This is a genomic window from Pseudomonas cerasi, from assembly GCF_027983475.1.
Lineage (GTDB): Bacteria > Pseudomonadota > Gammaproteobacteria > Pseudomonadales > Pseudomonadaceae > Aquipseudomonas > Aquipseudomonas cerasi.
In genome coordinates this window covers 430,625-456,923 of sequence record NZ_JAQJVM010000001.1, presented here as the reverse complement: position 1 = coordinate 456,923, position 26,299 = coordinate 430,625, and the positions used below count along the sequence as shown (strand labels likewise).

Sequence of the window (26,299 nt, the reverse complement as noted above, 5' to 3'; positions counted from 1 at the left end):
GGGGCCGACTCGGAGCGACGTAAGAAGCTTCGCAAAATACGTCGTGAGTCAACCGCGTGGATGATGCTTGGCATGCAATTCCTGCAACCGCGCCCGCGCCACATGGGTGTAGATCTGCGTTGTCGAGAGATCGCTGTGCCCGAGCAACATCTGCACCACGCGCAAGTCAGCGCCGTGATTGAGCAGATGGGTGGCGAAGGCATGGCGCAGGGTGTGCGGTGACAGGGATTTGCCAATGCCTGCAACCGTTGCCTGGTGCTTGATACGGTGCCAGAAGGTCTGGCGGGTCATCTGATCGCCACGGCTGCTGGGGAACAGTACGTCGCTGGGCTTTCCGCCCAGCAACTCGTCGCGGGCGCCGCGCAGGTAACGCTCGACCCAGACGATGGACTCTTCGCCCATGGGCACCAGTCGCTCCTTGCTGCCTTTGCCCATCACGCGCAGCACGCCCTGACGCAGATTGACCTGCTCCAGGGTCAGGCTGATCAATTCGGTCACGCGCAGACCGCAGGCATACAGCACCTCAAGCATGGCGCGGTCACGCTCGCCGATGGGCTCGCTCAGGTCGGGAGCAGCAAGTAATGCTTCGACGTCAGCTTCGGAAAGCGATTTGGGCAACGGCTTGCCCAACTGAGGCATGTCGATTTGCAGGGTGGGATCGACGGAAATCAGCTTTTCGCGCAGCAGGTAGCGGTAGAAGCCACGTGCGCCAGACAGGAAACGCGCCGTGGAGCGCGGCTTGTAGGCATTTTCAACGCGCCAGGCAAGATGATCGAGGATGACTTCACGCCCGGCACTGATCAGATCAACGTTGCGCTCCTGCAGCCAGCCGTTGAACAGCGCCAGATCACTGCGGTAAGAATCCCGGGTGTTGTCGGACAGGCCCTTTTCGAGCCAGAGCGCGTCCAGAAACCGGTCAATCAGCGGATGGTCGATGGCAGCCATGTTCACTCAGTGCGTGTTTCGGTAGACAAGGGGTGAATCATCAAACAGCAGACAGCAAAAAGGCAGCCCTGGGGCTGCCTTTTTTATGCATCGAAAAACTGTATCAGGACAGTTTTTCCTTGATGCGCGCTGCTTTACCGGACAGGTCACGCAGGTAGTACAGTTTGGCCTTGCGAACGTCACCGCGACGTTTCACAGCCATGCTGTCGATTTGCGGGCTGTAAGTCTGGAAAGTACGCTCAACGCCAACACCGTTGGAGATTTTACGAACAGTGAAAGCACTGTTCACGCCACGGTTACGCTTGGCAATTACAACGCCTTCGAATGCTTGCAGACGAGCGCGGTCGCCTTCCTTCACTTTAACCTGGACGACAATGGTGTCGCCTGGTGCAAAGGTAGGGATCTCTTTGGTCATCTGCTCTGCTTCGAGGGCAAGAATGATTTTGTTAGTCATGCTGGTGCTCCTAAGGTAATCCGTCTGGATCGACCATCGATACGTTAACTATCGTCCCGCTCGCGGATGTATTCCGCCAGCAGCTTCTTCTCTTCTCCAGAAAGCGAGCGGCTTTCCAGAAGATCAGCGCGTCGTTCATAGGTCCGCCCAAGGGACTGCTGTAAACGCCAACGCCGGATGTGCGCGTGATTGCCACTTAGCAACACGTCGGGAACACGCTGATCCGCATACACCTCAGGTCGGGTGTAATGCGGGCAATCCAGCAGACCGTCCGTGAAGGAATCTTCCTCCGCGGAGTCCACATGCCCTAAAGCTCCAGGCAGCAGCCGCGTAACCGCGTCAATCAGGACCATCGCCGGCAGCTCGCCACCGGAAAGAACATAGTCACCAATCGACCACTCTTCATCGACATGAGCATCAATAAAACGCTCGTCAATGCCTTCATAACGACCGGCGATGAGGATAATCGCTTCCTCCTGCGCCAGTTCGCGTACCGCAGACTGATTCAGCTGGCGGCCTTGTGGCGACAGGTAAATCACCTTCGCCGCATCCCCTGCCGCTTGCCTGGCCTGAACCAGAGCATCTTCAAGGGGCTTGATCTTCATCACCATGCCCGGACCACCGCCAAATGGGCGATCATCCACAGTGTGATGGCGATCAGTGGTGTAATCCCGCGGATTCCAACAAGTAAGCTGCAACAGCCCTTGTTTCACCGCACGGCTGGTAATGCCGTATTCGCTGATGGCGGAAAACATCTCGGGAAACAGACTGATGACTTCTATGCGCAGGCTGGCCATGGCATTCAGAAGTCCGCGTCCCAATCCACCTTCATCTCGCCAGCAGCCATATCGATTACCAACACGCATTGCTCTGTATAGGGCAACAGGCGTTCGCGATCATCCAGGCTACCCGCGCAGGGCTTTACAACCATTACATCGTTCGAACCGGTTTCGAGCAGGTGATCGATTTTCCCGAGCAATTGCCCGAGTTGGTCGATGACCTTGAGGCCTTCAAGCTGGTACCAGTAGTACTCGCCATCGTCCAGATCAGGGAACAGGTTACGCGGCACGCAGATTTCGTAACCGGACAGAAGACGTGCTTCTTCACGATCATCGAGACCCTTGAGCTTTGTGACCAGAAACTTGCTTTGCAAGCGTCCGCTGACCAGCTCCACCTGTTTATCAACGCTGCCTTCGCGCCGAAGCGTCCAGGTTTTGTAGTCCAACAGGTTTCCAATCGGATCAGTAAAGGAATAAACCTTCACTTCGCCGCGAACGCCATGAACCGAGTAAATCTTGCCAATGACGATCAGATCGTCGGCAGATGCAGGCGTCGCGCTCATAAGACTCAGGCCGCGGCCTTGGTCTTGTTGTGCTCTTTGAGCAGCTGGGCAACGCGCTCGGAAGTTTGTGCACCCACGCTCAACCAGTAGTTGACGCGTTCTTCGTTAACGGACAGACGGATTTCCTGACCACGGGCAACAGGGTTGAAGAAACCAACCTGTTCCTTGTGGGAACCGTCACGAGCGTTGCGGCTGTCGGTTACGGTCAGGTGGTAAAACGGGCGCTTTTTGGAGCCGCCAAGGGCAAGACGGATGGTTAGCATTGAACATCGTTCCTGTAGTCGGTGCTGCAAATCTAAGATGCACAGCGGGCATAGGTGCCCGAAAGGCCGCATATTCTAAGGAATATCCCGACTTTTGCAAATGTCTTTTTCCGGCGCCTATCGGCATGCCTTCCAGATTTGCGAGGGAGCTGTCGGTATGACAGCCGGCAAAAGCCCGCATGACGCGGGCTGACTGGGGGTCACCCCCCAGATGGGACGCGTGCAAAGCCTCTTGCACGCGACGCAATTACATTTTTGGCATGCCGCCGCCGGGGAACATTCCACCCATGCCGCGCATCATTTTGGCCATCCCACCCTTGGCGGAGAATTTCTTCATCATCTTCTGCATCTGCTTGTGCTGCTTGATCAGACGCCCGATGTCCTGAACCTGAGTGCCCGAACCCATCGCAATGCGGCGCTTGCGCGAGCCACTGACCAGATCCGGATCACGACGCTCGGCAGGGGTCATCGAGTTGATGATGGCTTCCATCTGCTTGAACTGTTTTTCAGCTGCGCCCTGGGCGTTGCCCATCTGCGACAGGTTGACGCCGCCGATGCTCGGCAATTTGTCCATCAGGCCGCCAAGGCCACCCATGTTCTTCATCTGCTGCAGCTGGTCGCGGAAGTCTTCGAGATCGAAGCCCTTGCCCTTCTTGAGCTTTTTCGCCAGCTTGTCGGCCTTGTCCTTATCGAGGGTCTGTTCGGCCTGCTCGATAAGGCTGAGCACATCGCCCATGCCGAGGATGCGTGACGCGATGCGGTCCGGGTGAAACGGCTCCAGCGCCTCGCTCTTCTCGCCCATACCGATGAACTTGATCGGCTTGCCGGTAATGGCACGCACCGACAGGGCGGCACCACCGCGGGCATCACCGTCGACCTTGGTGAGGATCACGCCGGTCAGCGGCAATGCGTCACCGAAGGCCTTGGCGGTATTGGCAGCATCCTGGCCGGTCATGGCATCGACCACGAACAGCGTCTCGGCCGGCTTGACCGCCGCATGCAGCGCCTGGATCTCGCCCATCATCTCGACATCGACGTGCAAACGACCGGCGGTGTCGACGATGACCACGTCAATGAACTTGAGCCTGGCTTCTTTAATGGCCGCCTGGGCGATGTCCACCGGCTTCTGGCTGATGTCGGAGGCGAAGAACGTCACGCCGATGTCGTTGGCCAGCGTTTCGAGCTGCTTGATGGCTGCGGGACGATAAACGTCGACCGACACCACCATCACGGTTTTCTTCTTGCGCTCTTTAAGGAAGCGCGCCAGCTTGCCGGCAGTGGTGGTCTTGCCCGCACCCTGCAAACCCGCCATCAGGATGACGGCAGGCGGCGTGACATTGAGCACCAGGTCTTCGTTGGCCGCGCCCATCAGGCTTTCGAGTTCGGCCTGGACGATCTTCACGAACGCCTGACCCGGGGTCAGGCTGCGCGACACCTCGGTGCCGACGGCGCGTTCCTTGACGTTATTGACGAAGTCTTTGACCACCGGCAAGGCGACGTCGGCTTCGAGCAACGCCATACGCACTTCGCGCAAGGTATCTTTGATGTTGTCCTCGTTCAGCTTGGCCTTGCCAGTAACATGGCGCAGCGTCTGCGAGAGGCGGTCAGTCAGATTTTCAAACATGCGCGATCCTTTCGGGCTCTCGTCGAACCCCGGTTGATGCGGCCCGGCCCGTAATGCAGAAATGGCGCTCGGCGAGCCTGCGGCTTGAGCAGGTCGCGGATTATAGCGAAGACTCCGTCGCACGGACACCACGCAGACTGCTTCTGTGGTCTTTCGTGATTTGCCGGTTCTATGCCAAACTCAGCGTCTTTTCAGGCCCGTCCATCAGGATCTATGTCCCCTTTGCCACCCAGCCTGCTTCCCAGCCTCGCCGCCGCCATCATTTATGCCGCTGCGACCGTCTATCAGAGCCTGCGCCTGAGCCAGGCCGTCAAGCCCGACAAGCGGCTGCTTTGCCTGCTCGGTACACTGGCGGTCATCGCACATGCCATTGGTCTGTTTTCCCAACTGACGCACTCGGTCGGCCTTGGCCTGGACTTTTTCAACTCGGCCAGCCTTATCGCGGCGTCGGTGATCGTCGTGACCCTGATCGCCACGTCGCGCATCCCGGTGGAAAACCTGCTGGTACTGTTGTTCCCGCTGGGCATGGTCACCGTACTGCTCGCCCAGTTCGCCCCTAGCGGCACCGTGCAGCCGATCATGGAAGAGCCCGGCATCCTCAGCCATATCCTGCTGTCGTTGCTGGCTTACGGGATGTTTACCATTGCTGCATTTCAGGCGCTGCTGCTGCTGTTGCAGGACTACCGCCTCAAGCACAAGCACCCTTCCGGGCTGATCAAGAACTTCCCGCCGCTGCAAACCATGGAAAGCCTGCTGTTCGGTTTCCTGTGGGCTGGCTGGTCATTGCTCTCGCTGTCGCTGATTTCCGGCTGGCTGTTCGTCGAAAACCTGTTTGCCCAGCATCTGGTGCACAAGACCCTGCTGGCCTGTCTGGCCTGGATCGTGTTCAGTGTGCTGCTGTGGGGGCGTAACCGCCTTGGATGGCGTGGTCACAAGGCCATTCGCTGGACCCTGGGCGGCTTCTGCCTGCTGATGCTCGCCTATTTCGGCAGCAAGCTGGTACGCGAATTCATCCTGCACATCTGACGGGCCCTGATCATGGATAATCTGCCCCTGGGCCCGCTGCTCGGTGTCCTCGCCCTCCTGCTGTTGTGGGCCGGTCTGCTGACCGCAGTCGAGGCTGCTCATCATCAAGTCAAGGCGATGCGCGCCGCCAGCCGCCCGGAAAAGTCGGCACCGCTCCCCGAGCTGGCGTTCAACCTGAACAGCCTGATTCTGGGCAATACCCTGATCAGGGTACTGATCACTGTCATCGCCACGCTTATCGCCGCCAGTTACTGGTTCTACAACGGTCCCACCGTGGCCTGGCTCGCTACCGTGAGCATCATGCTGGTCTTCGCCGAATACATGCCCCGCCGCCTGGCGAACCGCCACCCTGTCTCGACGCTGCTGCTGGGCAACAGTGTGCTGCGCATTCCGATGAAGATCGTCTGGCCGCTGGCCTACGTGTTCAATGTTCTGGCCAAGACACTGCTGCGTCCCTTCCTGTCTCGCGCCGTACAACAGCAGGATCAGGCTTTCGAAGACGACACGCAAAATACCCCGCGCAACGATGCTGCCCAGGAATACTCTCCGCGCGCCAGCGTGCTGTCAGGCATTCGTGCGCTGGACAGCATTACGGTCAATGACATCCTGATCCCGCGCAACGAAGTGGATGGCGTTAACCTCGATGACCCCATGGAAATGATCATCGAACGCCTGATCATTTCACGGCACACGCGCCTGCCGGTCTATCACAACGACATCAACCAGGTGCAAGGCGTCATCAATACCCGTGACATCAGCCACCTGCTGCCCAAGGGCACGTTGACCAAAGAGCAGTTGCTGGCGGTCTGCTACGAGCCTTATTTCGTGCCGGAAAGCACACCATTGCAGCTGCAGTTGCTGAATTTCCACAAACAGCAACGGCGCCTCGGCGTGGTGGTCGATGAATACGGCGAAGTGCTGGGCATCGTCACCCTTGAGGATATTCTCGAAGAGATTGTCGGCGAGTTCGAAAGCGAGCAGCGACTGGATAATCCGCACGTCAAACAACAGGACGACGGGCGTCTTGAAGTCGAAGGCGCAGCGTCCATCCGCGACTTGAACAAGAGCCTTGGCTGGCACCTGCCTTCAGACGGTCCGAAAACCGTCAACGGGCTGGTTACCGAGGCACTGGAAACCATTCCGGACGCTCCAGTCTGCTTGAAAATAGGGCCTTACCGGCTGGAAATCCTCGAGACCGAGGACAACCGCGTCAAGCGTGTCGCCATGTGGCAGAACACGCTGGTCCGCACGTTCAAATAAATGTCTGCCTTCAAATAGATCGCCCCATCCTTGCCTCTCGACCCATTCGGGTTACTCTGCTCGACGCTGCACCCACAATCACAATAAATACATGCTTGCCGGACACGGTCCTTGCCGACCGGCGAGTCGACTGTCAGGGAATCCGCATGACCAGCACCCCGCTCTCTCGTGAAGATCACGACGCGCCCGCAAAGCCGGTGAATTCGACGACCCGCGTCGCCACGGCCAGCTTCATCGGCACGGCCATCGAGTTCTACGACTTTTACGTTTATGCCACCGCCGCCGCTCTGGTGATCGGTCCGGTCTTTTTTCCGCAGACATCGGGCACGGCACAGATGCTGTCCTCGTTTCTGACCTTCGGCATCGCCTTTCTCGCTCGCCCTCTGGGGTCGGCGCTGTTCGGTCACTTCGGCGACCGGATCGGGCGCAAGTCGACGCTGGTGGCCTCGCTGCTGTTGATGGGGATCTGCACCACACTGATCGGCGTATTGCCAGGCTACGCGACGATCGGGGCATGGGCGCCGATTCTGTTGTGCGTGCTGCGCTTCGGCCAGGGGCTTGGCCTGGGTGGCGAATGGGGTGGCGCGGCACTGCTGGCGACCGAGAATGCCCCGAAAGGCAAGCGCGCCTGGTTCGGCATGTTTCCGCAACTGGGCCCTTCAATCGGCTTTCTCGCCGCCAACGGCCTGTTTCTGACGCTGGCAATGACCCTCAATGACGAACAATTCCGCGCGTGGGGCTGGCGGATTCCCTTTCTGCTCAGTGCCGTACTGGTCATGGTCGGACTGTACGTGCGTCTGAAGCTTGAAGAGACACCCGTCTTCGCCAAGGCCATGGCTCGCCATCAAAGGGTCAGCCTGCCCATCGTGGAAACCTTCGGTCAGCACTGGAAACCCATGCTGCTCGGTGCGGCGTCGATGGTGGTCTGCTACGCACTGTTTTATATCTCGACGGTGTTTTCGTTGAGCTACGGCGTGGCCACACTGGGCTATACCCGAGAAACGTTCCTGGGGCTGTTGTGCTTTGCGGTGCTGTTCATGGCGGCGGCCACACCGCTGGCTGCATTGGCGAGCGATCGCTTCGGACGCAAGCCGGTGTTGATTGCGGGTGGCGTGCTGGCGATCCTGTCAGGTTTCACCATGGAGCCACTGTTGACCCACGGCAGCACCTGGGCTGTGGCGCTGTTTCTGTGCATCGAATTGTTTCTGATGGGCATCACGTTCGCCCCGATGGGCGCGCTATTACCGGAGCTGTTCCCGACACAGGTTCGCTATACCGGCGCATCGGCGGCCTACAACCTGGGCGGAATCGTTGGGGCGTCGGTCGCCCCCTTCTTCGCCCAGAAACTGGTGGCGATGGGTGGCCTGAGCTGGGTGGGCGGGTATGTGTCTGCAGCAGCGCTGATCAGCGTGCTGGCGGTGTTGAGCCTGAAGGAGACGCGGGACAGCGAGCTATAGCTTTGAGGTCATGGTGAATGCAGGCGGCAAGAATACGCGCAGCGTTGTTTCTTGCCGCCTGCGGCGTGAGCCTTACAACTTGACGTCGACTGCCTGCGAGGCACGAGTGGCCTTGGCACGAGCGGCTTCGATGGACTCGTCACGCGCCAGGGCAACACCCATGCGCCGCTGACCGTTGACTTCCGGCTTGCCGAACAGACGCAATGCGGTGTCGGGCTCGGCCAGCGCAGCACCGAGGTTGGCGAAAGCGGTTTGCGTGGATTGGCCTTCGACCAGAATCACTGCCGACGCCGAAGGGCCGAACTGGCGGATCAACGGAATCGGCAGGCCAAGAATCGCGCGTGCGTGCAGGGCAAACTGCGACAGGTCCTGAGAAATCAACGTCACCAGACCGGTGTCGTGCGGGCGCGGCGAGACTTCGCTGAACCACACCTGATCGCCCTTGATGAACAGTTCAACGCCAAACATCCCGCGCCCACCCAATGCCTCGGTCACCGCCTTGGCAACCCGCTCGGACTCTGCCAGCGCAACAGGGCTCATAGCCTGCGGCTGCCAGGACTCCTGATAGTCGCCCTTTTCCTGACGATGCCCAACCGGCGCGCAGAACGTGGTGCCACCGATGTGACGCACGGTCAGCAGGGTGATTTCGTAATCGAAGTCGATGAACCCTTCGACGATGACGCGACCCTTGCCGGCGCGACCGCCCTCTTGCGCATAGTCCCAGGCTTTCTGTACGTCATCGGTGCTCTTGAGCAGGCTCTGCCCCTTGCCCGAAGAACTCATGACCGGCTTGACCACGCACGGGAAACCGAGGTCTTCGACCGCCTTGCTGTACGCCTCGAAAGTGTCGGCAAAGTGGTAAGGCGAGGTCGGCAGCTTCAGCTCTTCAGCCGCCAGACGACGAATGCCTTCGCGGTTCATGGTCAGTTGCGCGGCGCGTGCGGTCGGGATCACAGTGAAGCCTTCGGCCTCAAGCTCAACCAGCGTCGCGGTGGCGATGGCTTCGATTTCCGGAACGATGAAATCCGGCTTCTCGGCCTCGATGACTGCGCGCAGTGCTGCGCCGTCGAGCATGTTGATCACATGGCTTCGATGCGCGACCTGCATGGCCGGCGCGTTCTCGTAACGGTCAACAGCGATCACTTCAACGCCAAGGCGCTGCAGCTCGATCACGACTTCCTTGCCCAGTTCGCCGCTGCCGCAGAACAGTACGCGCGTCGCGGTGGGCGACAGTGGAGTTCCGATTTGAGTCATCTCAGGTCCTCGTGAAGCAGATGTCGAGGGCTGCCCGCCGTATGCAAGCAACCGCTGTGGAGAAAGGCGCGCAATTTACCACGAAGCCCCGGCAAATGGGCGCTCAGCCCGGACACGCACTGTTGCGCGCCCGCCAGGCCATGATCATCCAGACAATGGTCACGCCAGCGAACTTCGATAGCAGCGCGGTGAGCACGACCGGCGCTGTCAGGGCGTCGATCATGCCGAAGAAGATAAAGGTATCCAGCGGAATGCTGAGTGCCGAACTGATCCACAACCGATCACGCAACGGGCGCCTGGTAATGCTGAACACCAGCCAGTCAATGCATTCGGAAACCGCAAACGCCGTGGCGCTGGCCAGGGCGATGGTGGGGTCGCTGGTGACATAGGACAGGACCAGCGCCACCAGCATGGCAATGATCGCGCCATGGCCAAAGCGAATCTGCACCATGTCCCGCAACACGAACACCAGCCCGCCCCAGGCAGACCAGATCATGTCCAGGTGCGGCGCACTGGAAAAGGCGAAGTTGATCAGCACGACACTGCTGATGTAAGCGATCAGGAAAAGCATGGAGGGTTTGGGCCTGTGCAAGCGAGCGGCAATGATAGCAAACGCGGGCAAGAGCCGCGCCCAAGCGAAAACGAAAGCGTTATTCCTGACGTAGCAAATGCATCGACTGCACCGCCCTCTTCGCGAACAAGTTCGCGCCTACAAAAGCTCGCGGATAACCTGTAGGAGCAAACTTGTTCGCGACTACAAGGCCATCAGAACATCAGCGTGCCCCGCCAACCGTCCACATCAGGCCGCTGGCTCTGGCGCGCTTGTCGCACAGGCCGAGCACGACACGCCGCTCGTCGTTGCTCATGCGGCTCCAGCGGGTGATCTCGGTGACGGTTCGCTGGCAACCGGTGCATATATCCTGCTCATCCAGTGCACAAATACTCACACAGGGGGAGCGGACCGGCTTTTCGATCGGGGTATCAGTGCTCATCAATCTTCCTGCACCGCCAGGTCACGGGCGTAACGCTGGGCATTGTGTACGTAATGGGCTGCGCTGGCTTCCAGCATCTGCTTCTGCACATCGGTAAGTTCGCGCACCACTTTACCCGGTGTCCCCATGACCAGCGAGCCATCAGGAATGACCTTGTTTTCTCCGATCAGAGAATTGGCGCCGATGATGCAGTATTTCCCGATCTTCGCCCCGTTGAGGATGACCGCGTTGATGCCGATCAGGCTGTAGTCGTCAACACTGCAGCCATGCAGCATGGCGTTGTGGCCGATGGTCACGCCTTTGCCGATACTCAGCGGCGAGCCCATGTCGGTGTGCATCACCGTGCCGTCCTGCACATTACTGTTTTCACCGATGTGAATCAGTTCGTTGTCGCCACGCAACACCGCGTTGAACCACACACTCGCGCCGGCCTCGAGCCTGACATTGCCGATCAGCGTCGCATTGGGAGCCACCCAGCTCTGCGGATCGGTCTGGACACGGGATTCTCCCAGGCGAAATTTCATGCAGCCTCCTCGGGCGGGTCGTACTCATGGGGACGAACTATAAACAGTGACGCTTCAGGTGCCAGCGACTCAGATCGTCGAGCGTTCGGGCGGATGATGCAGGCTGATTCTGGTGTCGTACAGCACATTGACCAGCTCGACGATCATGATCGCGGTAAGCCCCCAGATCTTGTACTCGCCATAACGGTAACTGGGCACGTACCAGCTGCGGCCTTCGTAATCGATACGGTGAGTGTGCTCGCGCGTGTCCTGACGAAAGAACTCCAGCGGCACGCTGAAGACTGCAGCGATCTCGCCGTCATTGGGCTGGTATTCGACGAAGTCAGGTATCACCCCCACATAAGGCGTGACCTTGATACCGTGCTTGGAAATCAGCGGACTCAAAGGCCCGATCACCTCGACCAGCCCGGGAGGCAGGCCGATTTCCTCCTCGGCTTCGCGCAACGCCGTGAAAATCAGATCGGGGTCGCCCGGGTCGCGGCGGCCACCCGGAAACGCCACTTCACCGCCATGCGTCGACAGGCCACTGGCGCGCAGGGTCAGAATCAGCTCGGGTTGCTCGCTGCGGGTAATCGGCACCAGAACAGCAGCCTCGGGGAATTGTCGATCCGAGTCGAGGGTTTCTGGCGTATGACTGACTACACGGCGAAGTAGCTCATCCAGCATGGGAAATCTCGATCTGTTGCCTGTCTGGCATCATGCACCAAAGCAACGCTGCGCCCAAGCCCTTGTAGGACAACTCCGGTCACACTGAGGGTTGCCGAGCCGCCGCACGACAGGCCAAGATAGCGACTGCGTTCACTATCGACTGATCCCATGAAATTTTGCAGCCAGTGCGGCAACCCTGTTATCCAGCGCATTCCCGAAGGCGACAGCCGTTTGCGCTATGTCTGCGAGCATTGCCACACCGTTCATTACCAGAACCCGAACATCGTTGCGGGCTGCCTGGTGACGTTGGGCGGCAAGGTCCTGCTGTGCCGCAGGGCCATCGAGCCGCGCCTGGGTTTCTGGACGCTGCCGGCCGGTTTCATGGAAAACGGCGAAACCATCGAACAGGCTGCACGGCGCGAAACCATGGAAGAAGCCTGCGCCACCCTGAGCGAACTGCATCTGTACACCTTGATCGATGTGCCGCATATCAATCAGGTGCATGTGTTCTATCGCGGGGAGATGGCGAATCAGGCATTCGCCGCAGGCATCGAGAGCCTGGAAGTGCAGTTATTCGACGAAGCCGACATTCCGTGGTCGGACCTGGCTTTCATGACAGTCGGGCGTACCCTAGAATACTTCTTTGCGGATAGGCGTCGGCAGACCTACCCGGTTCATACCAGCGCCCTTCCCCCGTCACGTCCGTTGCTGGACACCTGAAAGCCAGGGTCGCACACAACATCGGCGCTTTTGTTAAAGAAGTATCTTCAGGGAAATCGTAATGCGCTGGTTGCTCGCACTCTTTTGCATGTCGTTCATGCCGCTTTCGCAGGCCGCGTTTACTCAAACTATCGTGCCCAAGGGCAGCGAACAGAAAATCATCAATAACAAGGTCATCAATACCGAGAGTATCGCCAGCAAGCCTATCGACAAGGTGCTGGTGCTAAAGTCGGTGCGCCAATTGCAGCTGATCAGCGGTGGCGAGGCATTGAAGACCTACCGAATCTCACTGGGCAAGAACCCCAAGGGCACCAAGCTGCAGGAAGGCGATCAACGCACGCCGGAAGGTTTCTACTGGCTCGACTGGCGCAAGCCCAGCAATAACTACAACCTGTCGATGCACATTTCCTACCCGAATGTCTCGGACTCGGCACGCGCACGTTCCGCAGGCGTGAAACCGGGGAGCATGATCATGATCCACGGCACACCGGTGGATGAAGAGTATCCGGAATGGTATTTCCACACGCTGGACTGGACCAACGGCTGCATCGCGCTGAAGAACAACGACATGCGGGAAATATGGGATCTGGTGAAAGACGGGACGATGATCGAAATTCGGCCCTGAATAGACGGCGTTGCGCATTCGCGAGCAAGCTCGCTCCCGCGAGACACTCTGAGCGATGGTTGTCGTCCCCACGCTCCAGCGTGGTGATGCATTTCCGGACGCTCTGCGCCCAGCTTCAGAACTCTGCCAGCCGCCATACTTCATAAGCAGGCGTTTCGTAGGGATGGCTCTGCCTGAGAGCCTCCACCACGTGCTGAATCAGTTCGTCAGCGACGACCAGCTCGACCTTCCACTCCTCTACCGACTCGACCACACCGCTCTGCCCGATAAATGGCTGACTGCCATCCAGCGGGCGGAACTGGCCCTGGCCGAGCACTTGCCACGAGCAGTGATCGTAAGCGCCGATTCGCCCTGCACCAGCAGCGAATACGGCGTTCTTGACCTCGTCCACATGGCTCGGCGGAACGAAGAAGGCGAGCTTGTACACGCGCCTTAGTTAACCCAGGCCCGCGCGTTGCGGAACATGCGCATCCAGGCACCGTCCTCGTTCCAGTCCTCAGGACGCCACGAGTTCTGCACTGCGCGGAATACACGCTCCGGGTGCGGCATCATGATGGTCACACGACCGTCGAGGGTGGTCATGCCGCCAATACCGCGTGGCGAGCCGTTCGGGTTGGCCGGGTAGGTTTCAGTCATCTTGCCGTGGTTGTCGACGAAGCGCAGTGCCACGGTGCCGGAAACGTCAGCTTCAAGCAGTGCATCGTCACTGCGGAACTCCGCGTGCCCTTCGCCATGCGCGATGGCGATTGGCATGCGCGAACCGGCCATGCCCTGCAGGAAGATCGACGCCGACTCCTGAACCTGGACCATAGCCACACGCGCTTCGAACTGTTCGGAGCGGTTACGCACGAAATGCGGCCAGAACTCGCTGCCCGGAATCAGCTCGTGCAGGTTGGACAGCATCTGGCAACCGTTGCACACGCCAAGCGTGAAGCTGTCGGAACGCTCGAAGAAGCCCTGGAACGCATCACGCGCGCGGCTGTTGAACAATGCCGACTTGGCCCAGCCTTCGCCGGCACCCAATACGTCGCCGTAAGAGAAGCCACCGCAGGCGACCATGCCCTTGAAGTCGTTCAGGTCGACACGACCGGCAAGGATATCGCTCATGTGCACGTCGATTGCGTTGAAGCCGGCACGATCAAAGGCTGCCGCCATTTCGACCTGACCGTTGACACCCTGCTCGCGCAGAACGGCAACCTGAGGACGAACACCCGTCTTGATGTACGGCGCGGCGATATCTTCATTGACGTCGAAGCCCAGCTTGACGGTCAGGCCCGGATTGTCTTCTTCCAGCAGCGCATCGAATTCCTGATCCGCGCATTCGGCGTTGTCACGCAGGCGCTGGATCTGATAGCTGGTCTCGGCCCACTGACGTTGCAACAGACGACGCTGGCCACTGAATACAGGCTCGCCATGGAAGCTGATCGATACTTCATCGTTGTTGATCGGCTGACCGATCACTGCCACGCAGTCTTCCAGACCGGCCGCGCTGAATTGCGCCAGCACCAGTGGAGTAGCGTCCTGACGCACCTGGATGACCGCACCCAGCTCTTCGTTGAAGAGGATCGCGCTCAGTTCGGAAACGTTGTCGGCCACACCGTCCAGATGCAGGTTCAGACCGCAGTGACCGGCGAAAGCCATTTCCAGCGTGCTGACCAGCAAACCACCGTCGGAACGGTCGTGATAGGACAGGATATGACCGTCGGAATTGAGACCCTGAATCACGGCGAAGAAGGCCTTGAGGTCTTCAGCGTCGTCGACGTCCGGAGCGACTCGGCCGAGCTTGCCGTGAGTCTGCGCAAGAATCGAGGCGCCCATGCGGTTCTGGCCACGACCCAGATCGATCAGGATCAGGTCGGTGATGCCCTTGTCCATGCGCAGCTCGGGCGTCAGGGTTTGACGGATGTCGACCACTGGCGCAAAGCCCGTCACGATCAATGACAGCGGCGAGGTCACGCTCTTTTCGGTGCCCTCGTCACTCCAGCGGGTCTTCATGGACATCGAGTCCTTGCCCACTGGAATGGTGATCCCCAGTTCCGGACACAGCTCCATGCCCACCGCTTTCACGGTGTCATAAAGACGCGCGTCTTCTCCAGGGTGGCCAGCCGCCGACATCCAGTTGGCCGACAGCTTGATGTCAGAAAGCTTTTCAATACGCGAGGCCGCGATGTTGGTCAGCGTTTCGCCAATCGCCATACGGCCCGACGCCGGAGCATTCAGCAGCGCCAGCGGAGTACGCTCGCCCATTGCCATGGCTTCGCCGGTGTTGACGTCGAAGCTGGTGGCGGTGACGGCGCAGTCAGCCACAGGCACCTGCCATGGACCGACCATCTGATCGCGAGCGACCAGACCGGTAATGCTGCGGTCACCGATGGTGATCAGGAAGCTTTTGCTGGCGACTGCCGGGTGGCGCAATACGCGCTGCACACTTTCTTCGATGTCCAGCGTGCTTGGATCGAAATCATCGCCGATCTCTTCTTCGCGGGCGACCGAGCGGTGCATGCGCGGCGCCTTGCCCAGCAGGACTTCCAGCGGCATGTCTACCGGACTGTTACCGAAATGGCTGTCAGTGACGGTCAGTTGCGGCTCTGCCGTGGCTTCGCCGACAACCGCAAACGGGCAGCGCTCGCGCTCGCAGATAGCCTTGAAGCGCTCGAAATCCTCGACGCCAACGGCCAGCACGTAACGTTCCTGGGATTCGTTGCTCCAGATTTCCAGCGGGGCCATGCCCGGCTCGTCATTCGGTACGTTACGCAGTTCGAAACGTCCGCCGCGATCGCCATCGTTGACCAGTTCAGGGAAGGCGTTGGACAGACCACCGGCACCGACGTCGTGGATGAAGCTGATCGGGTTACGGTCGCCCAACTGCCAGCAGCGGTCGATGACTTCCTGGCAACGACGCTCCATCTCGGGGTTTTCACGCTGAACCGAAGCGAAATCCAGGTCTGCGGAGCTGGTGCCGGTTGCCATCGAGGAGGCCGCGCCGCCACCCAGGCCGATCAGCATCGCCGGGCCACCCAGTACGATCAGCTTGGAACCCACGGTGATCTCGCCCTTCTGGACGTGATCTTCACGGATGTTGCCCATACCGCCCGCGAGCATGATCGGCTTGTGGTAACCACGAACCTCGTCACCGTGGTGTGTGGTGATGGACTGCTCGAAGGTACGGAAATAGCCGGTCAGCGCCGGACGACCGAACTCGTTGTTGAACGCCGCGCCACCCAGCGGGCCTTCAATCATGATGTTCAGCGCCGTCACGATGCGCTCGGGCTTGCCGTACGGCACCTCCCAAGGCTGCATGAAACCGGGGATCTGCAGGTTGGAGACGGTGAAACCGGTCAGCCCGGCCTTGGGCTTGGCACCGCGACCGGTTGCACCTTCGTCGCGAATCTCGCCGCCGGAGCCGGTCGCTGCACCAGGAAACGGCGCAATGGCGGTCGGGTGGTTGTGCGTCTCGACCTTCATCAGAATGTGCACAGGCTCCTGAACCGCGCCGTACTGACGGGTTTCAGGGTCCGGGAAGAAACGACCAGCGACGTTACCGACGATCACCGAAGCGTTGTCCTTGTAAGCGGACAGCACGCCTTCGTTGTGCATCTGGTAGGTGTTCTTGATCATGCCGAACAGGCTTTTTTCCTGGCTCTGACCGTCGATGTCCCAACTGGCGTTGAAAATCTTGTGACGGCAGTGCTCGGAGTTCGCCTGGGCAAACATCATCAGCTCGATGTCGTGCGGGTTGCGCCCCAGACCATTGAAGCTGGTGATCAGGTAATCGATTTCATCTTCGGCGAGGGCCAGGCCCAGCTCGACGTTGGCTTTTTCGAGTGCCGCGCGACCGCCACCCAGAATGTCCACAGCGGTCAGCGGCTTGGGCTGAGCGTGGCTGAACAGGTTGGCAGCCTGCTCGAGGTCGCCCAATACCAGTTGCGTCATGCGGTCGTGCAGGCTGTCGGCGATTGCCTGGGCCTCGGTCTCGCTGAACTGGCCTTCTACATAGAAGGCAATCCCGCGCTCCAGGCGCTGGATTTTGCTCAGACCGCAATTGCGAGCGATGTCGCTGGCCTTGCTCGACCAGGGTGAAATGGTGCCAAAACGCGGCAACACCAGAAACAGACGGCCGCTCGGCTCTTGAACCGGCACGCTGGGGCCGTATTTCAGGAGGCGATCGAGAACCTGCTGTTCTTCGCTGGTCAGAACGTCGTTGACGTCAGCGAAGTGGGCGAATTCGGCGTACAAGCCACTGACAGCTGAAACTTTTTGTTTCAGTTGTTCTAGTAATTTGCTGTGGCGGAAAGCAGAAAGGGCAGGAGCACCGCGCAGGATCAACATCTTCGGGACAGCCTCGAGAAGGGGGTGTGCTTTGAGGCCGCGTATTCTAGCCTAAACCGGGCATTTGATCACCCAAAACGGCGGCATCCGCTGCGCCCGAATGTCGCCCCACGCAAAAAAACTCCGGAAATGCCCATAAAAGCCACTCGCCTATCAGACGCAAGCTTCACTGTCGAGATATGGCGCCCGGTGCGCTTTGCGTATACTGCACCGATGTTCTTCAAACCAGATTTCCGCCCACGTTGCGCCAAATGGCTCATCGCAACCGGACTCTTCCTGATGCTCGGCGCCTGTGTGGAAAAACCCACCACACTGGAGCGAGTCAAGGAGGACGGCGTACTGCGGGTGATCACTCGCAACAGCCCGGCGACTTATTTCCAGGATCGCAACGGTGAAACCGGCTTCGAATACGAGCTGGTCAAGCGTTTTGCCGAGGACCTGGGCGTCGAATTGAAGATAGAAACGGCTGACAATCTGGACGATCTTTTCGACCAGATGAACAAACCGGGCGGTCCGGTACTGGGTGCCGCCGGCCTGATCGAGACGCCAAAGCGCAAATTGCAGGCGCGTTTCTCGCATTCCTATCTGGAAGTCACCCCTCAGGTGGTCTATCGCAACGGCCAGTCACGGCCAACCGATCCCGGCGACCTGGTGGGCAAGCGCATCGTGGTGCTCAAAGGCAGTGCGCATGCCGAGCAACTGGCGGCGCTCAAGGCGCAGAATCCCGGCATTGAATATGAAGAATCTGACGCGGTCGAGGTCGTTGATCTCCTGCGCATGGTCGACGAAGGCCAGATCGACCTGACCCTGGTCGACTCCAATGAGCTGGCAATGAATCAGGTCTACTTCCCCAATGTACGCGTGGCCTTCGATCTGGGCGAAGCCCGCGCACAGCGCTGGGCCGTAGCGCCGGGTGAAGACAATAGCCTGCTCAACGAAATCAACGCCTACCTCGACAAGGTCGAAAAGAACGGCACGCTGCAACGCTTAAAGGACCGCTACTACGGCCATGTCGACGTACTCGGCTACGTGGGTGCCTACACCTTTGCCCAGCACCTTCAGGAACGTCTGCCCAAATACGAGAAACACTTCCAGACATCGGCCAAGAAAGAACAGGTCGACTGGAGACTGCTGGCCGCCATCGGCTATCAGGAATCGATGTGGCAGCCGACCGTGACCTCGAAAACCGGCGTGCGCGGCCTGATGATGCTCACCCAGAACACCGCGCAAGCCATGGGCGTATCCAACAGGCTGGATGCACGCCAGAGCATTCAGGGCGGGGCGAAGTATTTTGCCTACATCAAGGATCAGCTGGACGACTCGATTAAAGAGCCGGATCGCACCTGGCTAGCTCTCGCTTCCTACAACATTGGCAGCGGTCACCTCGAAGATGCGCGCAAATTGGCCCAGAACGAGGGGCTGAATCCTGATAAATGGCTCGACGTGAAAAAAATGCTGCCGCGTCTGGCACAGAAGAAGTGGTACAGCAAAACACGATACGGCTATGCCCGAGGCGGTGAGCCGGTGCATTTCGTGGCCAACATTCGCCGTTATTACGACATTCTGACCTGGGTGACGCAGCCACAGCTTGAAGGAAGTCAGGTCGCCGATGGCAATCTGCACGTTCCTGGCGTCGACAAGACCCAACCGCCCGTCCCGCCAGCCTCTCCCGTCCCCTCCTCCAGCAGCACGGACGAATCTGCGCTCTAAACGCTGTCTTTGCCAGCGTCCTTGGCTGCCCTGCGCATTCTGAAAAACTCGCTCAACATCGTCCCGCATTCCTCGCCCAGCACCCCGCCTTCGAACAGCACGCGGTGATTGAGAAAAGCCTGACTGAAAAACTGCCCTTGGCTCTGCACGATGCCCGCCTTGGGCTCGAGCGCCCCGTAAACCACACGTGCCACGCGTGAGTGCACGATCAGCCCCGCGCACATGCTGCACGGCTCCAGCGTTACGTAGAGCGTGCTGCCCGGCAGGCGATAATTGTCCAGCGTCTTGGCGGCATCACGAATTGCGACCATTTCAGCATGCGCGCTCGGGTCGCTGCCGCTGATCGGGCAGTTGTAACCGCGACCGATGATCTCGCCGTTCTGCACCAGCACTGCCCCGACAGGCACCTCACCCAACAGTGCGCCTTGCGCGGCGAGCGCCAGCGCTTCACGCATGAAGTACTGATCCTTGCTGCGGTCGATGATCTGCGGTTGCCGCATCATGCCACCTCGATGGCGGCCATCAGGCCGGTTTCCATGTGATCGATCACGTGGCAATGGAACATCCATACACCAGGGTTATCCGCCACCAGCGCCACTCGCGCCCGCTCGTTACGACCCAGCAAGAACGTGTCAGTAAAGTACGGGATGATCTTGCGCCGATTGGAGGCAATCACCTTGAAACTCATGCCGTGCAAGTGAATCGGGTGCTGATACTGAGTCATGTTCTTCAACTCGAAGATGTAGCTCTTGCCCAGCTTCAATTTGGCGATTGGCCGGTCGGCGCAAGTCTTGTCGGTAATGTCCCACGCTTCGCCATTGATCTGCCACAGGCTGGGCGGCTTGCCATTGTCGGTGTTGACCGACATGGAGCCCACCCACTCGAAGTTGAAATTGATCTTCTCGGCGTTATCCATATCAGGCTCGGCCACCGGATTGGCCGGCAGCTCGGGCGGCCACTGGCCGGGCGCGTCATTATTGGCGACCGAGCGGAACGTACCCAGGCGCACCGGGCCGTTACGCAGCGAGATCTCCTCGCCCGCCGGCGGAGCCTTGATCGCCAGACAGATGCGCATGCCCGGCCCCAGCCAGTATTCGTCACCGAAGGGACGAGGCTTTACCGGATTGCCATCCAGCGCATAGATCTGCGCCTCGGCGTCCGGCAGGTTGAGGCGGTAGGTCACGGTATTGTCGAGATTGAGCAAGCGCACGCGTGTGATCTGCCCGGCAGGCAACTCAATCACCGCCTGCGAAATACCGTTCAGCGTTGAAAGCCGCCCCGCCGTGCCCTCACGCGCCGCTTCACGTAGCACACTGAACTCGGTAAAGGCACCCTGCTCGTCCACGTGCCAGCTTTTCAGACTGACCGTGCGCTCGTGGGCAAAACCGGTCGGCTCGCGCTCTTCGACAATCAGCGGCCCGACCAGCCCGCGGCCCAGCTCTTCGCTGCTGCTGACGTGCGGGTGATACCAGTAGCTACCGGCGTCCGGCACACGGAATTTGTAATCGAAGTATTCACCCGGCTTGACCGGCAACTGAGACACATACGGCACGCCATCCATTTCCAGCGGCAAGCGGATGCCATGCCAGTGAATGGTCGTCTCGACCGGCAACTGATTGATGAAGCGCAGCCGCAGCCACTCGCCCTGGCGCACGCGCAACTCAGTGCCCGGCGCAGAACCGCCGAAGGCCCAGGCAGGTGTCTTGTGTCCCGCCACCAGTTCCACATCCAGCGGAGCGGCGATCAGCACGAAGTCCGAACCGGCCTCCGACTCGCGCCGCCCCATCCAGTAACGCGAGGCCCCACCCGCGCCAAGGCCTATGACGGCCAGACCGGCGATGCCTGTAAGGATTTGACGACGGGTAAAGGACATGAACGGCGCAACCTCAAAAACGACAACTGAGCGCATCTGCGAGCAAATGCAAGGGGCGAATACGATACACCTGCATTTGCGTAAAGATAAGGGCAGATACCACGAACTGAAGTCGAGGCGTAAAAAAGCCGGGCAAGGCAGTGACACCCGCTCCGGCTTTTTGCATCGATCAACCGCTATGACTGACTAACCCGCTGCAGCCATTCGCTATACGCCGGCTCTGCATCAAGCGGTGGATGGGCGCGGTAATACCCCAGTTCTTCCTGCATGCCAAACATCTTACACACCAACAGTGCCACGCGCGATGCAGGGCTATTCCTGGCAGTATTCAGCGATGGGCTGCTGATAAAAAGCATCCAGTGCCTGCTCACGCTGGCACTTCCAACGGATATTCAGACCCATCTGCAGGACTGTGACAACGCTACTATCGCACTGACCGTTATCACAACGTTTCACAACTTTTCACAACGATTTGCAGGTGATCGCAGTAAGAATCGAAGAACTCCTTTTTTCGCTTTCTTGCGGCCTTACCTTTCAAGGCTCGCCTTAACTGACGAGGCGCTCATGAACATCACGCCCAAAAACGACACGCTCCCTCGCGAAGGTCTTGCAGATTTCGAGTCAAGGCTTAAGCGCAGCATCGTCTCCGCCAAAGGCGATGAGCAGAAAAAACCAGACCGCACCGCAACCGACAACGAGCAATGGCCGCCGATTGAAGGCACCACCGTGTCGGTTACCGACAACGGTGACATGCGTTACGAGCGTGATGGGCAAGGTGTTGTCGTGGCGGCGTCGACTAATCCGAAGTTGTATCAGTTTCTCAAACAACTCGATGACCTGAGCCAGTCTCCGACACAGAAATCGCTGGTCGAAAAAGCCATCGCCGACGGGACCCCAATCGCAGATCGAAACACCGAGCTACCTGCGTGGGGCGATATCAAGAACTTTGAATGGCAAGGTCAGCTGGAAACAGCCGAGGTGGTCACTTACGTCAAACAGGATGGTGAGAAGGTCACTGTTTCAAAATCACTCACACCGGAATTGTTCACTGCGGCTCAGCAAATGGGCCTCTCGCGCGTTACCGTGGAAAACCGCGTCAATAACAATGGGCGCGAAGTGGCAGACGAGAACGTCTATGTCGCGGATCACGACATCATCAAGGCTGGCACCAAGGACGAACTGGGTAACGGCGTGATCGAGTTCGAGAGCCGCGACGGCAAGCAATACGTGGTCTCCGAATATCAGAACAAGGAGCTGTATGACCGGGTTGCCGACAAGAGCAGTTCCGGGGTGCAGGGCGACGTGCAGAAGATCCGTGACGAACACGGCCTGGGCAATCTCGACGAACTGGATATTCTCAGTAAACCCACAGGCGTGAAGTCTGACGAGAAAGACAAGGACTCCGAAGACCTGACCGTGGTCGAGCTGGCCACCAAAAACCTGATGGACAAGTATCAGAAGCTGGTCGACGACAAGAAAGTCGACAAGAACAGCGACGTTTACAAACTGGTCATGGCGATCCAGGCCAAGGCCGGTATGGAAAGTGGACGCACCATCACGCCTTATATCGAAGAGCCTCGCGGCGCCGAGTCCTGGCGCAGGTTCGACAGCGAGGGCGAAACCCTGACAAGCGCCGATATGCAGGACATCCTCGACGGCAATAACATCGATAAAGCGTTGACGGAGCTGTTTGCCAATGGCAATGGCGAGAAGGACAAGATCGGCAAGGAATATCAGGCCGAGATGGACGCGGCCATCGAAAAAGTCAGCGGTGGCGATAAGGAGGCGTTGGCCAAGGACCTGCATGACAAGTTGGTCAGCAGCGAGTTTGTCGATTACCTCGCTGATCTGGACAAGGCCGGTAAAAAGTCCGAAGGACAATCCGATGTAGCCCGCCTGCTTTCCAGCCTGGAACTTCTCGATCCGCAATTGGCGAAAGACGCCCAGAATGAGCTGCAGAAAAACAGCGTCATGGCCGAAGTCGATAAGTTGATGGCCGACCCTGGCGGTATCCCGGACGAATACAAAGAGCTGGCCCTGAAGGACATTTTCTCTGCACTTAAACAGGGGATCAAAGGTATGGCGGATATACCCCGCCGTACTCAGGAGACGATCGAGAAATTCATCAACGAGTTGCTACAGGACAAAACCAAACTCAGCGATTTTTCGGACCAGGTGGACAAGGTCAAATCAGGCGAAATGACTCAGGCGCAGCTCGAGGAAAACCTGGCAGGTAAATACGTGGGTGCCGAAGACAAGGAAGGCTTCAAGAAAGCCATCGGTAAACTTAACCAGAGCGGCGTATTCGGCACCGCTGCAGGCTTCACCTCTCTCGGTGGCGCTATCTATATGCTAACGGCCAAGAACGGCCAACTTGCTGACGATCCGCTGGAACGCCTGGCTATCGCCAAGGACTTCATCACCTTCCTGGGCTCCGGTGCGCAGTTTGAAAAGACTGGCATCTTTGATTTGATGACCCACACCAAAACTGCGGATTTGCTCGGGCTGAGCAAGAGCGTCCCGGAGATCTGGGGCAAGGAAGGTTTGTGGGGCAAAAAGATTGAAACGGCGCAGGCTGCCAATAACGTGCCAGACGTTGCGGACGGTCTGGAGAACCGACTGGCCAGCGTTTATGAGCTGGACAGCATCAGAGCAGGTAGCAGTATCGGCGACGTAATGGATCAGATTGGCCTGATCAATGAGGTCAACGACGCCGGCTCGCTTTCCGAGGACGTCAGTCGCGAATTGCTGGACGAGATCGTGACCCGATCTGGCGGCACTCCGCCCGCAGATTATTCGAAGTACGGCAATCTGAACGAACTGGCTGAAGATCTGAGACTGAACATCAGTCAGGATGCGGTGGTGCAGAGCATCAATTCTCAGCGCGCCTTAGTCGACCTCCCCGCCCTGGATGCTGAAAGCCTGAACAATATGGCCGTCGAGGTGGAGCGTGCTGCCAGCACGCCGGTTCCGGACTCTGCTTCCGGCTCCGGTTACGCCAGCTACAGCGACTCGTTGTACAAACTCTACGACGATGCCGTGCAGCGCTTCGTCGCACAAGACATCACCCCGCCAACCCGTGAAGCGTTTGCTGCCGGCATTGAGGACCAGCTGGAGCGCAACGGTCAGCCGGTCCCGGCGGAAAACGATCGGGTCAACCTGAGTGAAATGCTTGGCAGCGACGAGATCGATCGCGAGTCGATCAACGTGATGCTCGAAGCCGATAATCAACCAATCCCGGCTGATGACATCGTCGATAACATGCGCAACTCGGTCGGCCAGGCCGTGGCCGGTAATGCAGGGGGTGCGGGCCTGGTAGACCCACAATCTGTTGCACAAGGCGTTCAGAGTGCTGCACCGGACGGAGCGGACAAGGTGGTGCCCGGTGTATCGGCGCGCATTGCCGGGACAGTGGTCAAGGTACTCGGCGTAGCACCGGACATCATGAGCATCGCCGATATCGTCATGGGCGGGATCGCCATCAAGGATGGCATCAAGTCCGACAGCGATCTGGCAATTGCCAATGGCAGCCTGCAAATTGTTTCAGGTGTGGCGGGCACAGCAGCCGCCGGGATCGGGATCGCCGGTTTGCTCGGCCCTATCGGCGCCATTGCTGGAGCAACCGCGCCGCTATTTCTGGTGACGGCAGGCCTGGGGATCATTACCGGCATCATCAGCGTGTTCGTCGATCATCAGAAGAAACAAAAGGCCACCGACAAGGAAGGCCAGTGGTTCAAGGATCAGGCCGAACTGGGCTTCGCGCAGGACGACTGGGGCGACAAGCTTGAATACGGGCGTTACAGCTTCTACGAATATGAAGGCCGGGATGCACCGGACGATCAAAGCATCTTCGACTACCAGACCGAAGAGTGGAAGCACTTCCAGGAAACCCCACAGGATCAGGGCTCGTCGATGATCCGCCTGGACGAAAGCGTGCATAAAGACAAAAACGGCATCGTTGGCGAGAATACCAACGGCTTGCCAATGGACGTTTACAACAAGGCGTACTACGACGCGCACAAGGAAGAGATCGAAACCATCCGCGAGAAGTGGGACGAATGGAACGGCAAGGACGATATCGTCAGCAAAAAGGACTTCGAGAAGATTCTGAGTGGTGGCGACGAGAAGGAAAAAGCTGCGGCCGAGTTTATTCTTAGTGACCAAGGCTTTTTCGACTTGCTGGATAACCTCTGGAAGAAAGACAAGCGCGACACGAAGATCAGCACGGATGACCTGGATACCTGGCTCAAGCTGATTGATGTGATGGATCGGACGCCGGGTGAGACGGTGTTTTATGAGAAGCCGGAGTCGAATATTTATCGAGGCAGGTGAGTTCTTTGCTTGATTGGATGGGTGTGGTGTCGCTTCTGCTGGATAACTGACTGGCCGGTGGAGGCAGTGGCTGAGACTTTCTGAAAAGACAGTTTCAGCCATGTCACGGTGCAGGCCACTGTGCACTCCTCCATATGCACGCGGGCGCGAAAATCACGCCCTGCCAAGGCCTCACAGATTGGTGTCATGGACGGCAGCGCGATCCTCCCGTGGTCAGTCTCGCACCAGCTTCAGCAGTCCGCCGTCATACCAGGAAAGAGCTAACGACCCATCCTGTGCCAGGAAAAATGCCGGCGTTTCTTTATCAAAAGGACCCCAGCTTCCAGATTTGCATTCAACGCTATAGCGGTCGGCTTTTTCGATGCCAAGCTTATGGAGTTGTGGCTCTAGTTCAGCTCCACTGATCGGCGGAAGCTTATGAAAAACAGGCCCCTTGCACACATCTTCCGTCGAGTTTGCCGACGCCTTCCATGCAAGCTGGTCGTGATTGAAACTGAGACGTCGCCCCATAAAGCTCGGATCATCATCCCCCAGTGCCTGCACGCCCGAGTCTGATACCGCTACACCTGCAACATGCCAACTGCCGTAAAGCGCGCTTTCTCCAGGCTGATCGTGCTTTGGAGCATCCATATTCGCTGCGCATCCTGTCAGCGACAATATGATCAGAAAGGATGAACTGTAAGGAAATCGGGATTTCATGAATGGGATCCTTGGTTTTTGCGGATGCGGATATTGAATCTTTTTGCTGGGCTACGCCGGCGTTGACGTTAGGGGCTTGGGGGGCCTTTGAGCGGATTTTCCGTAACGATTTTCCTCGAACTTCAGATCAGTTTCAAATGAGGTGCTTTGGGGTTGGCAAGGGAGGCGTCGTTCGTCACGGCGGCAGCGAAGGATTGCTTTATGTAGGCGTAGAGTAGCGCT

Annotated in this window: 22 protein-coding genes and 1 pseudogene; 7 read left to right on the top strand and 16 right to left on the bottom strand. The window is 58.7% G+C overall.

Annotation, left to right across the window (positions count from 1 at the left end):
* Positions 1–48: 48 nt before the first annotated feature.
* The 6 genes from xerD to ffh all read right to left on the bottom strand — a co-directional run bounded on the left by xerD (position 49) and on the right by ffh (position 4,628).
* Positions 49–945, bottom strand: coding sequence for a site-specific tyrosine recombinase XerD (gene xerD, locus PI739_RS02115; protein WP_003364989.1), 897 nt, complete (start codon positions 943–945; stop codon positions 49–51).
* A 103-nt stretch (positions 946–1,048) separates the two neighbouring features.
* Positions 1,049–1,399, bottom strand: coding sequence for a 50S ribosomal protein L19 (gene rplS, locus PI739_RS02110; RefSeq protein WP_002552524.1), 351 nt, complete (start codon positions 1,397–1,399; stop codon positions 1,049–1,051).
* Between the two features lie 44 nt (positions 1,400–1,443).
* Positions 1,444–2,196, bottom strand: a complete 753-nt coding sequence (trmD, locus tag PI739_RS02105) for a tRNA (guanosine(37)-N1)-methyltransferase TrmD (protein ID WP_002552523.1) — start codon at positions 2,194–2,196, stop codon at positions 1,444–1,446.
* Positions 2,197–2,201: 5 nt separating this feature from the next.
* On the bottom strand, positions 2,202–2,741 hold the full coding sequence (rimM, locus tag PI739_RS02100; RefSeq protein WP_003433429.1) for a ribosome maturation factor RimM: 540 nt from the start codon (positions 2,739–2,741) through the stop codon (positions 2,202–2,204).
* Between the two features lie 5 nt (positions 2,742–2,746).
* On the bottom strand, positions 2,747–3,004 hold the full coding sequence (gene rpsP, locus PI739_RS02095) for a 30S ribosomal protein S16 (protein ID WP_002552521.1): 258 nt from the start codon (positions 3,002–3,004) through the stop codon (positions 2,747–2,749).
* A 247-nt stretch (positions 3,005–3,251) separates the two neighbouring features.
* The gene (gene ffh / locus PI739_RS02090) at positions 3,252–4,628 is read right to left on the bottom strand and encodes a signal recognition particle protein (protein WP_004406399.1); all 1,377 of its coding nucleotides are present in this window, start codon (positions 4,626–4,628) and stop codon (positions 3,252–3,254) included.
* A gap of 213 nt (positions 4,629–4,841) precedes the next feature.
* Between ffh and PI739_RS02085 the strand changes: the two genes are divergently transcribed.
* The 3 genes from PI739_RS02085 (at position 4,842) to PI739_RS02075 (ending at position 8,371) form a co-directional block, all read left to right on the top strand.
* Complete coding sequence (locus PI739_RS02085) at positions 4,842–5,654, top strand: cytochrome C assembly family protein (protein WP_003314223.1); 813 nt, start codon at positions 4,842–4,844, stop codon at positions 5,652–5,654.
* A gap of 12 nt (positions 5,655–5,666) precedes the next feature.
* Positions 5,667–6,914 (top strand): transporter associated domain-containing protein, encoded by a 1,248-nt coding sequence (locus tag PI739_RS02080; RefSeq protein ID WP_044309230.1) that lies wholly within the window; start codon positions 5,667–5,669, stop codon positions 6,912–6,914.
* A 146-nt stretch (positions 6,915–7,060) separates the two neighbouring features.
* Complete coding sequence (locus PI739_RS02075) at positions 7,061–8,371, top strand: MFS transporter (RefSeq protein WP_003364998.1); 1,311 nt, start codon at positions 7,061–7,063, stop codon at positions 8,369–8,371.
* A 72-nt stretch (positions 8,372–8,443) separates the two neighbouring features.
* Here the strand turns inward: PI739_RS02075 and purT are convergent, their stop codons facing one another.
* The 5 genes from purT to PI739_RS02050 form a co-directional block, all read right to left on the bottom strand.
* Positions 8,444–9,625: a formate-dependent phosphoribosylglycinamide formyltransferase gene (gene purT, locus PI739_RS02070; RefSeq protein ID WP_072365650.1), complete on the bottom strand. Its 1,182-nt coding sequence runs from the start codon at positions 9,623–9,625 to the stop codon at positions 8,444–8,446.
* A gap of 103 nt (positions 9,626–9,728) precedes the next feature.
* Positions 9,729–10,196 carry a hypothetical protein gene (locus PI739_RS02065; RefSeq protein WP_003365000.1) on the bottom strand — a complete coding sequence of 156 codons (468 nt, stop codon included), beginning with the start codon at positions 10,194–10,196 and terminating at the stop codon, positions 9,729–9,731.
* Positions 10,197–10,398: 202 nt separating this feature from the next.
* Positions 10,399–10,617, bottom strand: a complete 219-nt coding sequence (locus tag PI739_RS02060; RefSeq protein ID WP_072365648.1) for a DUF1289 domain-containing protein — start codon at positions 10,615–10,617, stop codon at positions 10,399–10,401.
* On the bottom strand, positions 10,617–11,141 hold the full coding sequence (locus PI739_RS02055; protein WP_003433434.1) for a gamma carbonic anhydrase family protein: 525 nt from the start codon (positions 11,139–11,141) through the stop codon (positions 10,617–10,619). Before PI739_RS02055 ends, PI739_RS02060 begins: the two co-directional genes overlap by 1 nt.
* A 69-nt stretch (positions 11,142–11,210) precedes the next feature.
* Positions 11,211–11,807, bottom strand: a complete 597-nt coding sequence (locus PI739_RS02050; protein WP_003365012.1) for a CoA pyrophosphatase — start codon at positions 11,805–11,807, stop codon at positions 11,211–11,213.
* Between the two features lie 150 nt (positions 11,808–11,957).
* Here PI739_RS02050 and PI739_RS02045 point away from each other — a divergent pair, with 150 nt between their 5' ends.
* Both PI739_RS02045 and PI739_RS02040 read left to right on the top strand, forming a co-directional pair.
* Positions 11,958–12,509 (top strand): NUDIX hydrolase, encoded by a 552-nt coding sequence (locus tag PI739_RS02045; protein WP_003365013.1) that lies wholly within the window; start codon positions 11,958–11,960, stop codon positions 12,507–12,509.
* Positions 12,510–12,711: 202 nt separating this feature from the next.
* A pseudogene (locus PI739_RS02040) lies at positions 12,712–13,134 on the top strand (L,D-transpeptidase family protein); the annotation flags it as partial.
* 115 nt (positions 13,135–13,249) lie between these two features.
* Here the strand turns inward: PI739_RS02040 and PI739_RS02035 are convergent.
* Both PI739_RS02035 and purL read right to left on the bottom strand, forming a co-directional pair.
* A complete protein-coding gene (locus PI739_RS02035) occupies positions 13,250–13,561 on the bottom strand; it encodes a YqfO family protein (RefSeq protein WP_044309228.1) in 312 nt (103 codons plus the stop codon).
* Between the two features lie 5 nt (positions 13,562–13,566).
* Positions 13,567–17,463 carry a phosphoribosylformylglycinamidine synthase gene (gene purL / locus PI739_RS02030; RefSeq protein WP_271351454.1) on the bottom strand — a complete coding sequence of 1,299 codons (3,897 nt, stop codon included), beginning with the start codon at positions 17,461–17,463 and terminating at the stop codon, positions 13,567–13,569.
* Between the two features lie 213 nt (positions 17,464–17,676).
* On the opposite strand from purL, the gene mltF reads away from it, so the two are divergent.
* Positions 17,677–19,173: a membrane-bound lytic murein transglycosylase MltF gene (gene mltF / locus PI739_RS02025; protein WP_058416013.1), complete on the top strand. Its 1,497-nt coding sequence runs from the start codon at positions 17,677–17,679 to the stop codon at positions 19,171–19,173.
* Here mltF and tadA read toward each other — a convergent pair.
* Both tadA and PI739_RS02015 read right to left on the bottom strand, forming a co-directional pair.
* Positions 19,170–19,673: a tRNA adenosine(34) deaminase TadA gene (gene tadA, locus PI739_RS02020; RefSeq protein WP_003365021.1), complete on the bottom strand. Its 504-nt coding sequence runs from the start codon at positions 19,671–19,673 to the stop codon at positions 19,170–19,172. The genes mltF and tadA overlap by 4 nt on opposite strands.
* Entirely contained in the window at positions 19,673–21,046 is a 1,374-nt protein-coding gene (locus PI739_RS02015) for a multicopper oxidase family protein (RefSeq protein WP_003433437.1), read from the bottom strand. Before PI739_RS02015 ends, tadA begins: the two co-directional genes overlap by 1 nt.
* A gap of 564 nt (positions 21,047–21,610) precedes the next feature.
* Between PI739_RS02015 and PI739_RS02010 the strand changes: the two genes are divergently transcribed.
* A complete protein-coding gene (locus PI739_RS02010) occupies positions 21,611–25,378 on the top strand; it encodes a hypothetical protein (protein WP_054080737.1) in 3,768 nt (1,255 codons plus the stop codon).
* 213 nt (positions 25,379–25,591) lie between these two features.
* Here PI739_RS02010 and PI739_RS02005 read toward each other — a convergent pair whose 3' ends face one another.
* Positions 25,592–26,077: a hypothetical protein gene (locus PI739_RS02005; protein ID WP_060708765.1), complete on the bottom strand. Its 486-nt coding sequence runs from the start codon at positions 26,075–26,077 to the stop codon at positions 25,592–25,594.
* Between the last annotated feature and the right edge of the window lie 222 nt (positions 26,078–26,299).

What these genes read in the sequence shown, in the direction of transcription:
- xerD (WP_003364989.1), bottom strand. Translation starts at nt 945, where the DNA reads ATGGCTGCCATCGACCATCCGCTGATTGACCGGTTTCTGGACGCGCTC.
- rplS (WP_002552524.1), bottom strand. Translation starts at nt 1,399, where the DNA reads ATGACTAACAAAATCATTCTTGCCCTCGAAGCAGAGCAGATGACCAAA.
- trmD (WP_002552523.1), bottom strand. Translation starts at nt 2,196, where the DNA reads ATGGCCAGCCTGCGCATAGAAGTCATCAGTCTGTTTCCCGAGATGTTT.
- rimM (WP_003433429.1), bottom strand. Translation starts at nt 2,741, where the DNA reads ATGAGCGCGACGCCTGCATCTGCCGACGATCTGATCGTCATTGGCAAG.
- rpsP (WP_002552521.1), bottom strand. Translation starts at nt 3,004, where the DNA reads ATGCTAACCATCCGTCTTGCCCTTGGCGGCTCCAAAAAGCGCCCGTTT.
- ffh (WP_004406399.1), bottom strand. Translation starts at nt 4,628, where the DNA reads ATGTTTGAAAATCTGACTGACCGCCTCTCGCAGACGCTGCGCCATGTT.
- PI739_RS02085 (WP_003314223.1), top strand. Translation starts at nt 4,842, where the DNA reads ATGTCCCCTTTGCCACCCAGCCTGCTTCCCAGCCTCGCCGCCGCCATC.
- PI739_RS02080 (WP_044309230.1), top strand. Translation starts at nt 5,667, where the DNA reads ATGGATAATCTGCCCCTGGGCCCGCTGCTCGGTGTCCTCGCCCTCCTG.
- PI739_RS02075 (WP_003364998.1), top strand. Translation starts at nt 7,061, where the DNA reads ATGACCAGCACCCCGCTCTCTCGTGAAGATCACGACGCGCCCGCAAAG.
- purT (WP_072365650.1), bottom strand. Translation starts at nt 9,625, where the DNA reads ATGACTCAAATCGGAACTCCACTGTCGCCCACCGCGACGCGCGTACTG.
- PI739_RS02065 (WP_003365000.1), bottom strand. Translation starts at nt 10,196, where the DNA reads ATGCTTTTCCTGATCGCTTACATCAGCAGTGTCGTGCTGATCAACTTC.
- PI739_RS02060 (WP_072365648.1), bottom strand. Translation starts at nt 10,617, where the DNA reads ATGAGCACTGATACCCCGATCGAAAAGCCGGTCCGCTCCCCCTGTGTG.
- PI739_RS02055 (WP_003433434.1), bottom strand. Translation starts at nt 11,141, where the DNA reads ATGAAATTTCGCCTGGGAGAATCCCGTGTCCAGACCGATCCGCAGAGC.
- PI739_RS02050 (WP_003365012.1), bottom strand. Translation starts at nt 11,807, where the DNA reads ATGCTGGATGAGCTACTTCGCCGTGTAGTCAGTCATACGCCAGAAACC.
- PI739_RS02045 (WP_003365013.1), top strand. Translation starts at nt 11,958, where the DNA reads ATGAAATTTTGCAGCCAGTGCGGCAACCCTGTTATCCAGCGCATTCCC.
- purL (WP_271351454.1), bottom strand. Translation starts at nt 17,463, where the DNA reads ATGTTGATCCTGCGCGGTGCTCCTGCCCTTTCTGCTTTCCGCCACAGC.
- mltF (WP_058416013.1), top strand. Translation starts at nt 17,677, where the DNA reads ATGTTCTTCAAACCAGATTTCCGCCCACGTTGCGCCAAATGGCTCATC.
- tadA (WP_003365021.1), bottom strand. Translation starts at nt 19,673, where the DNA reads ATGCGGCAACCGCAGATCATCGACCGCAGCAAGGATCAGTACTTCATG.
- PI739_RS02015 (WP_003433437.1), bottom strand. Translation starts at nt 21,046, where the DNA reads ATGTCCTTTACCCGTCGTCAAATCCTTACAGGCATCGCCGGTCTGGCC.
- PI739_RS02010 (WP_054080737.1), top strand. Translation starts at nt 21,611, where the DNA reads ATGAACATCACGCCCAAAAACGACACGCTCCCTCGCGAAGGTCTTGCA.
- PI739_RS02005 (WP_060708765.1), bottom strand. Translation starts at nt 26,077, where the DNA reads ATGAAATCCCGATTTCCTTACAGTTCATCCTTTCTGATCATATTGTCG.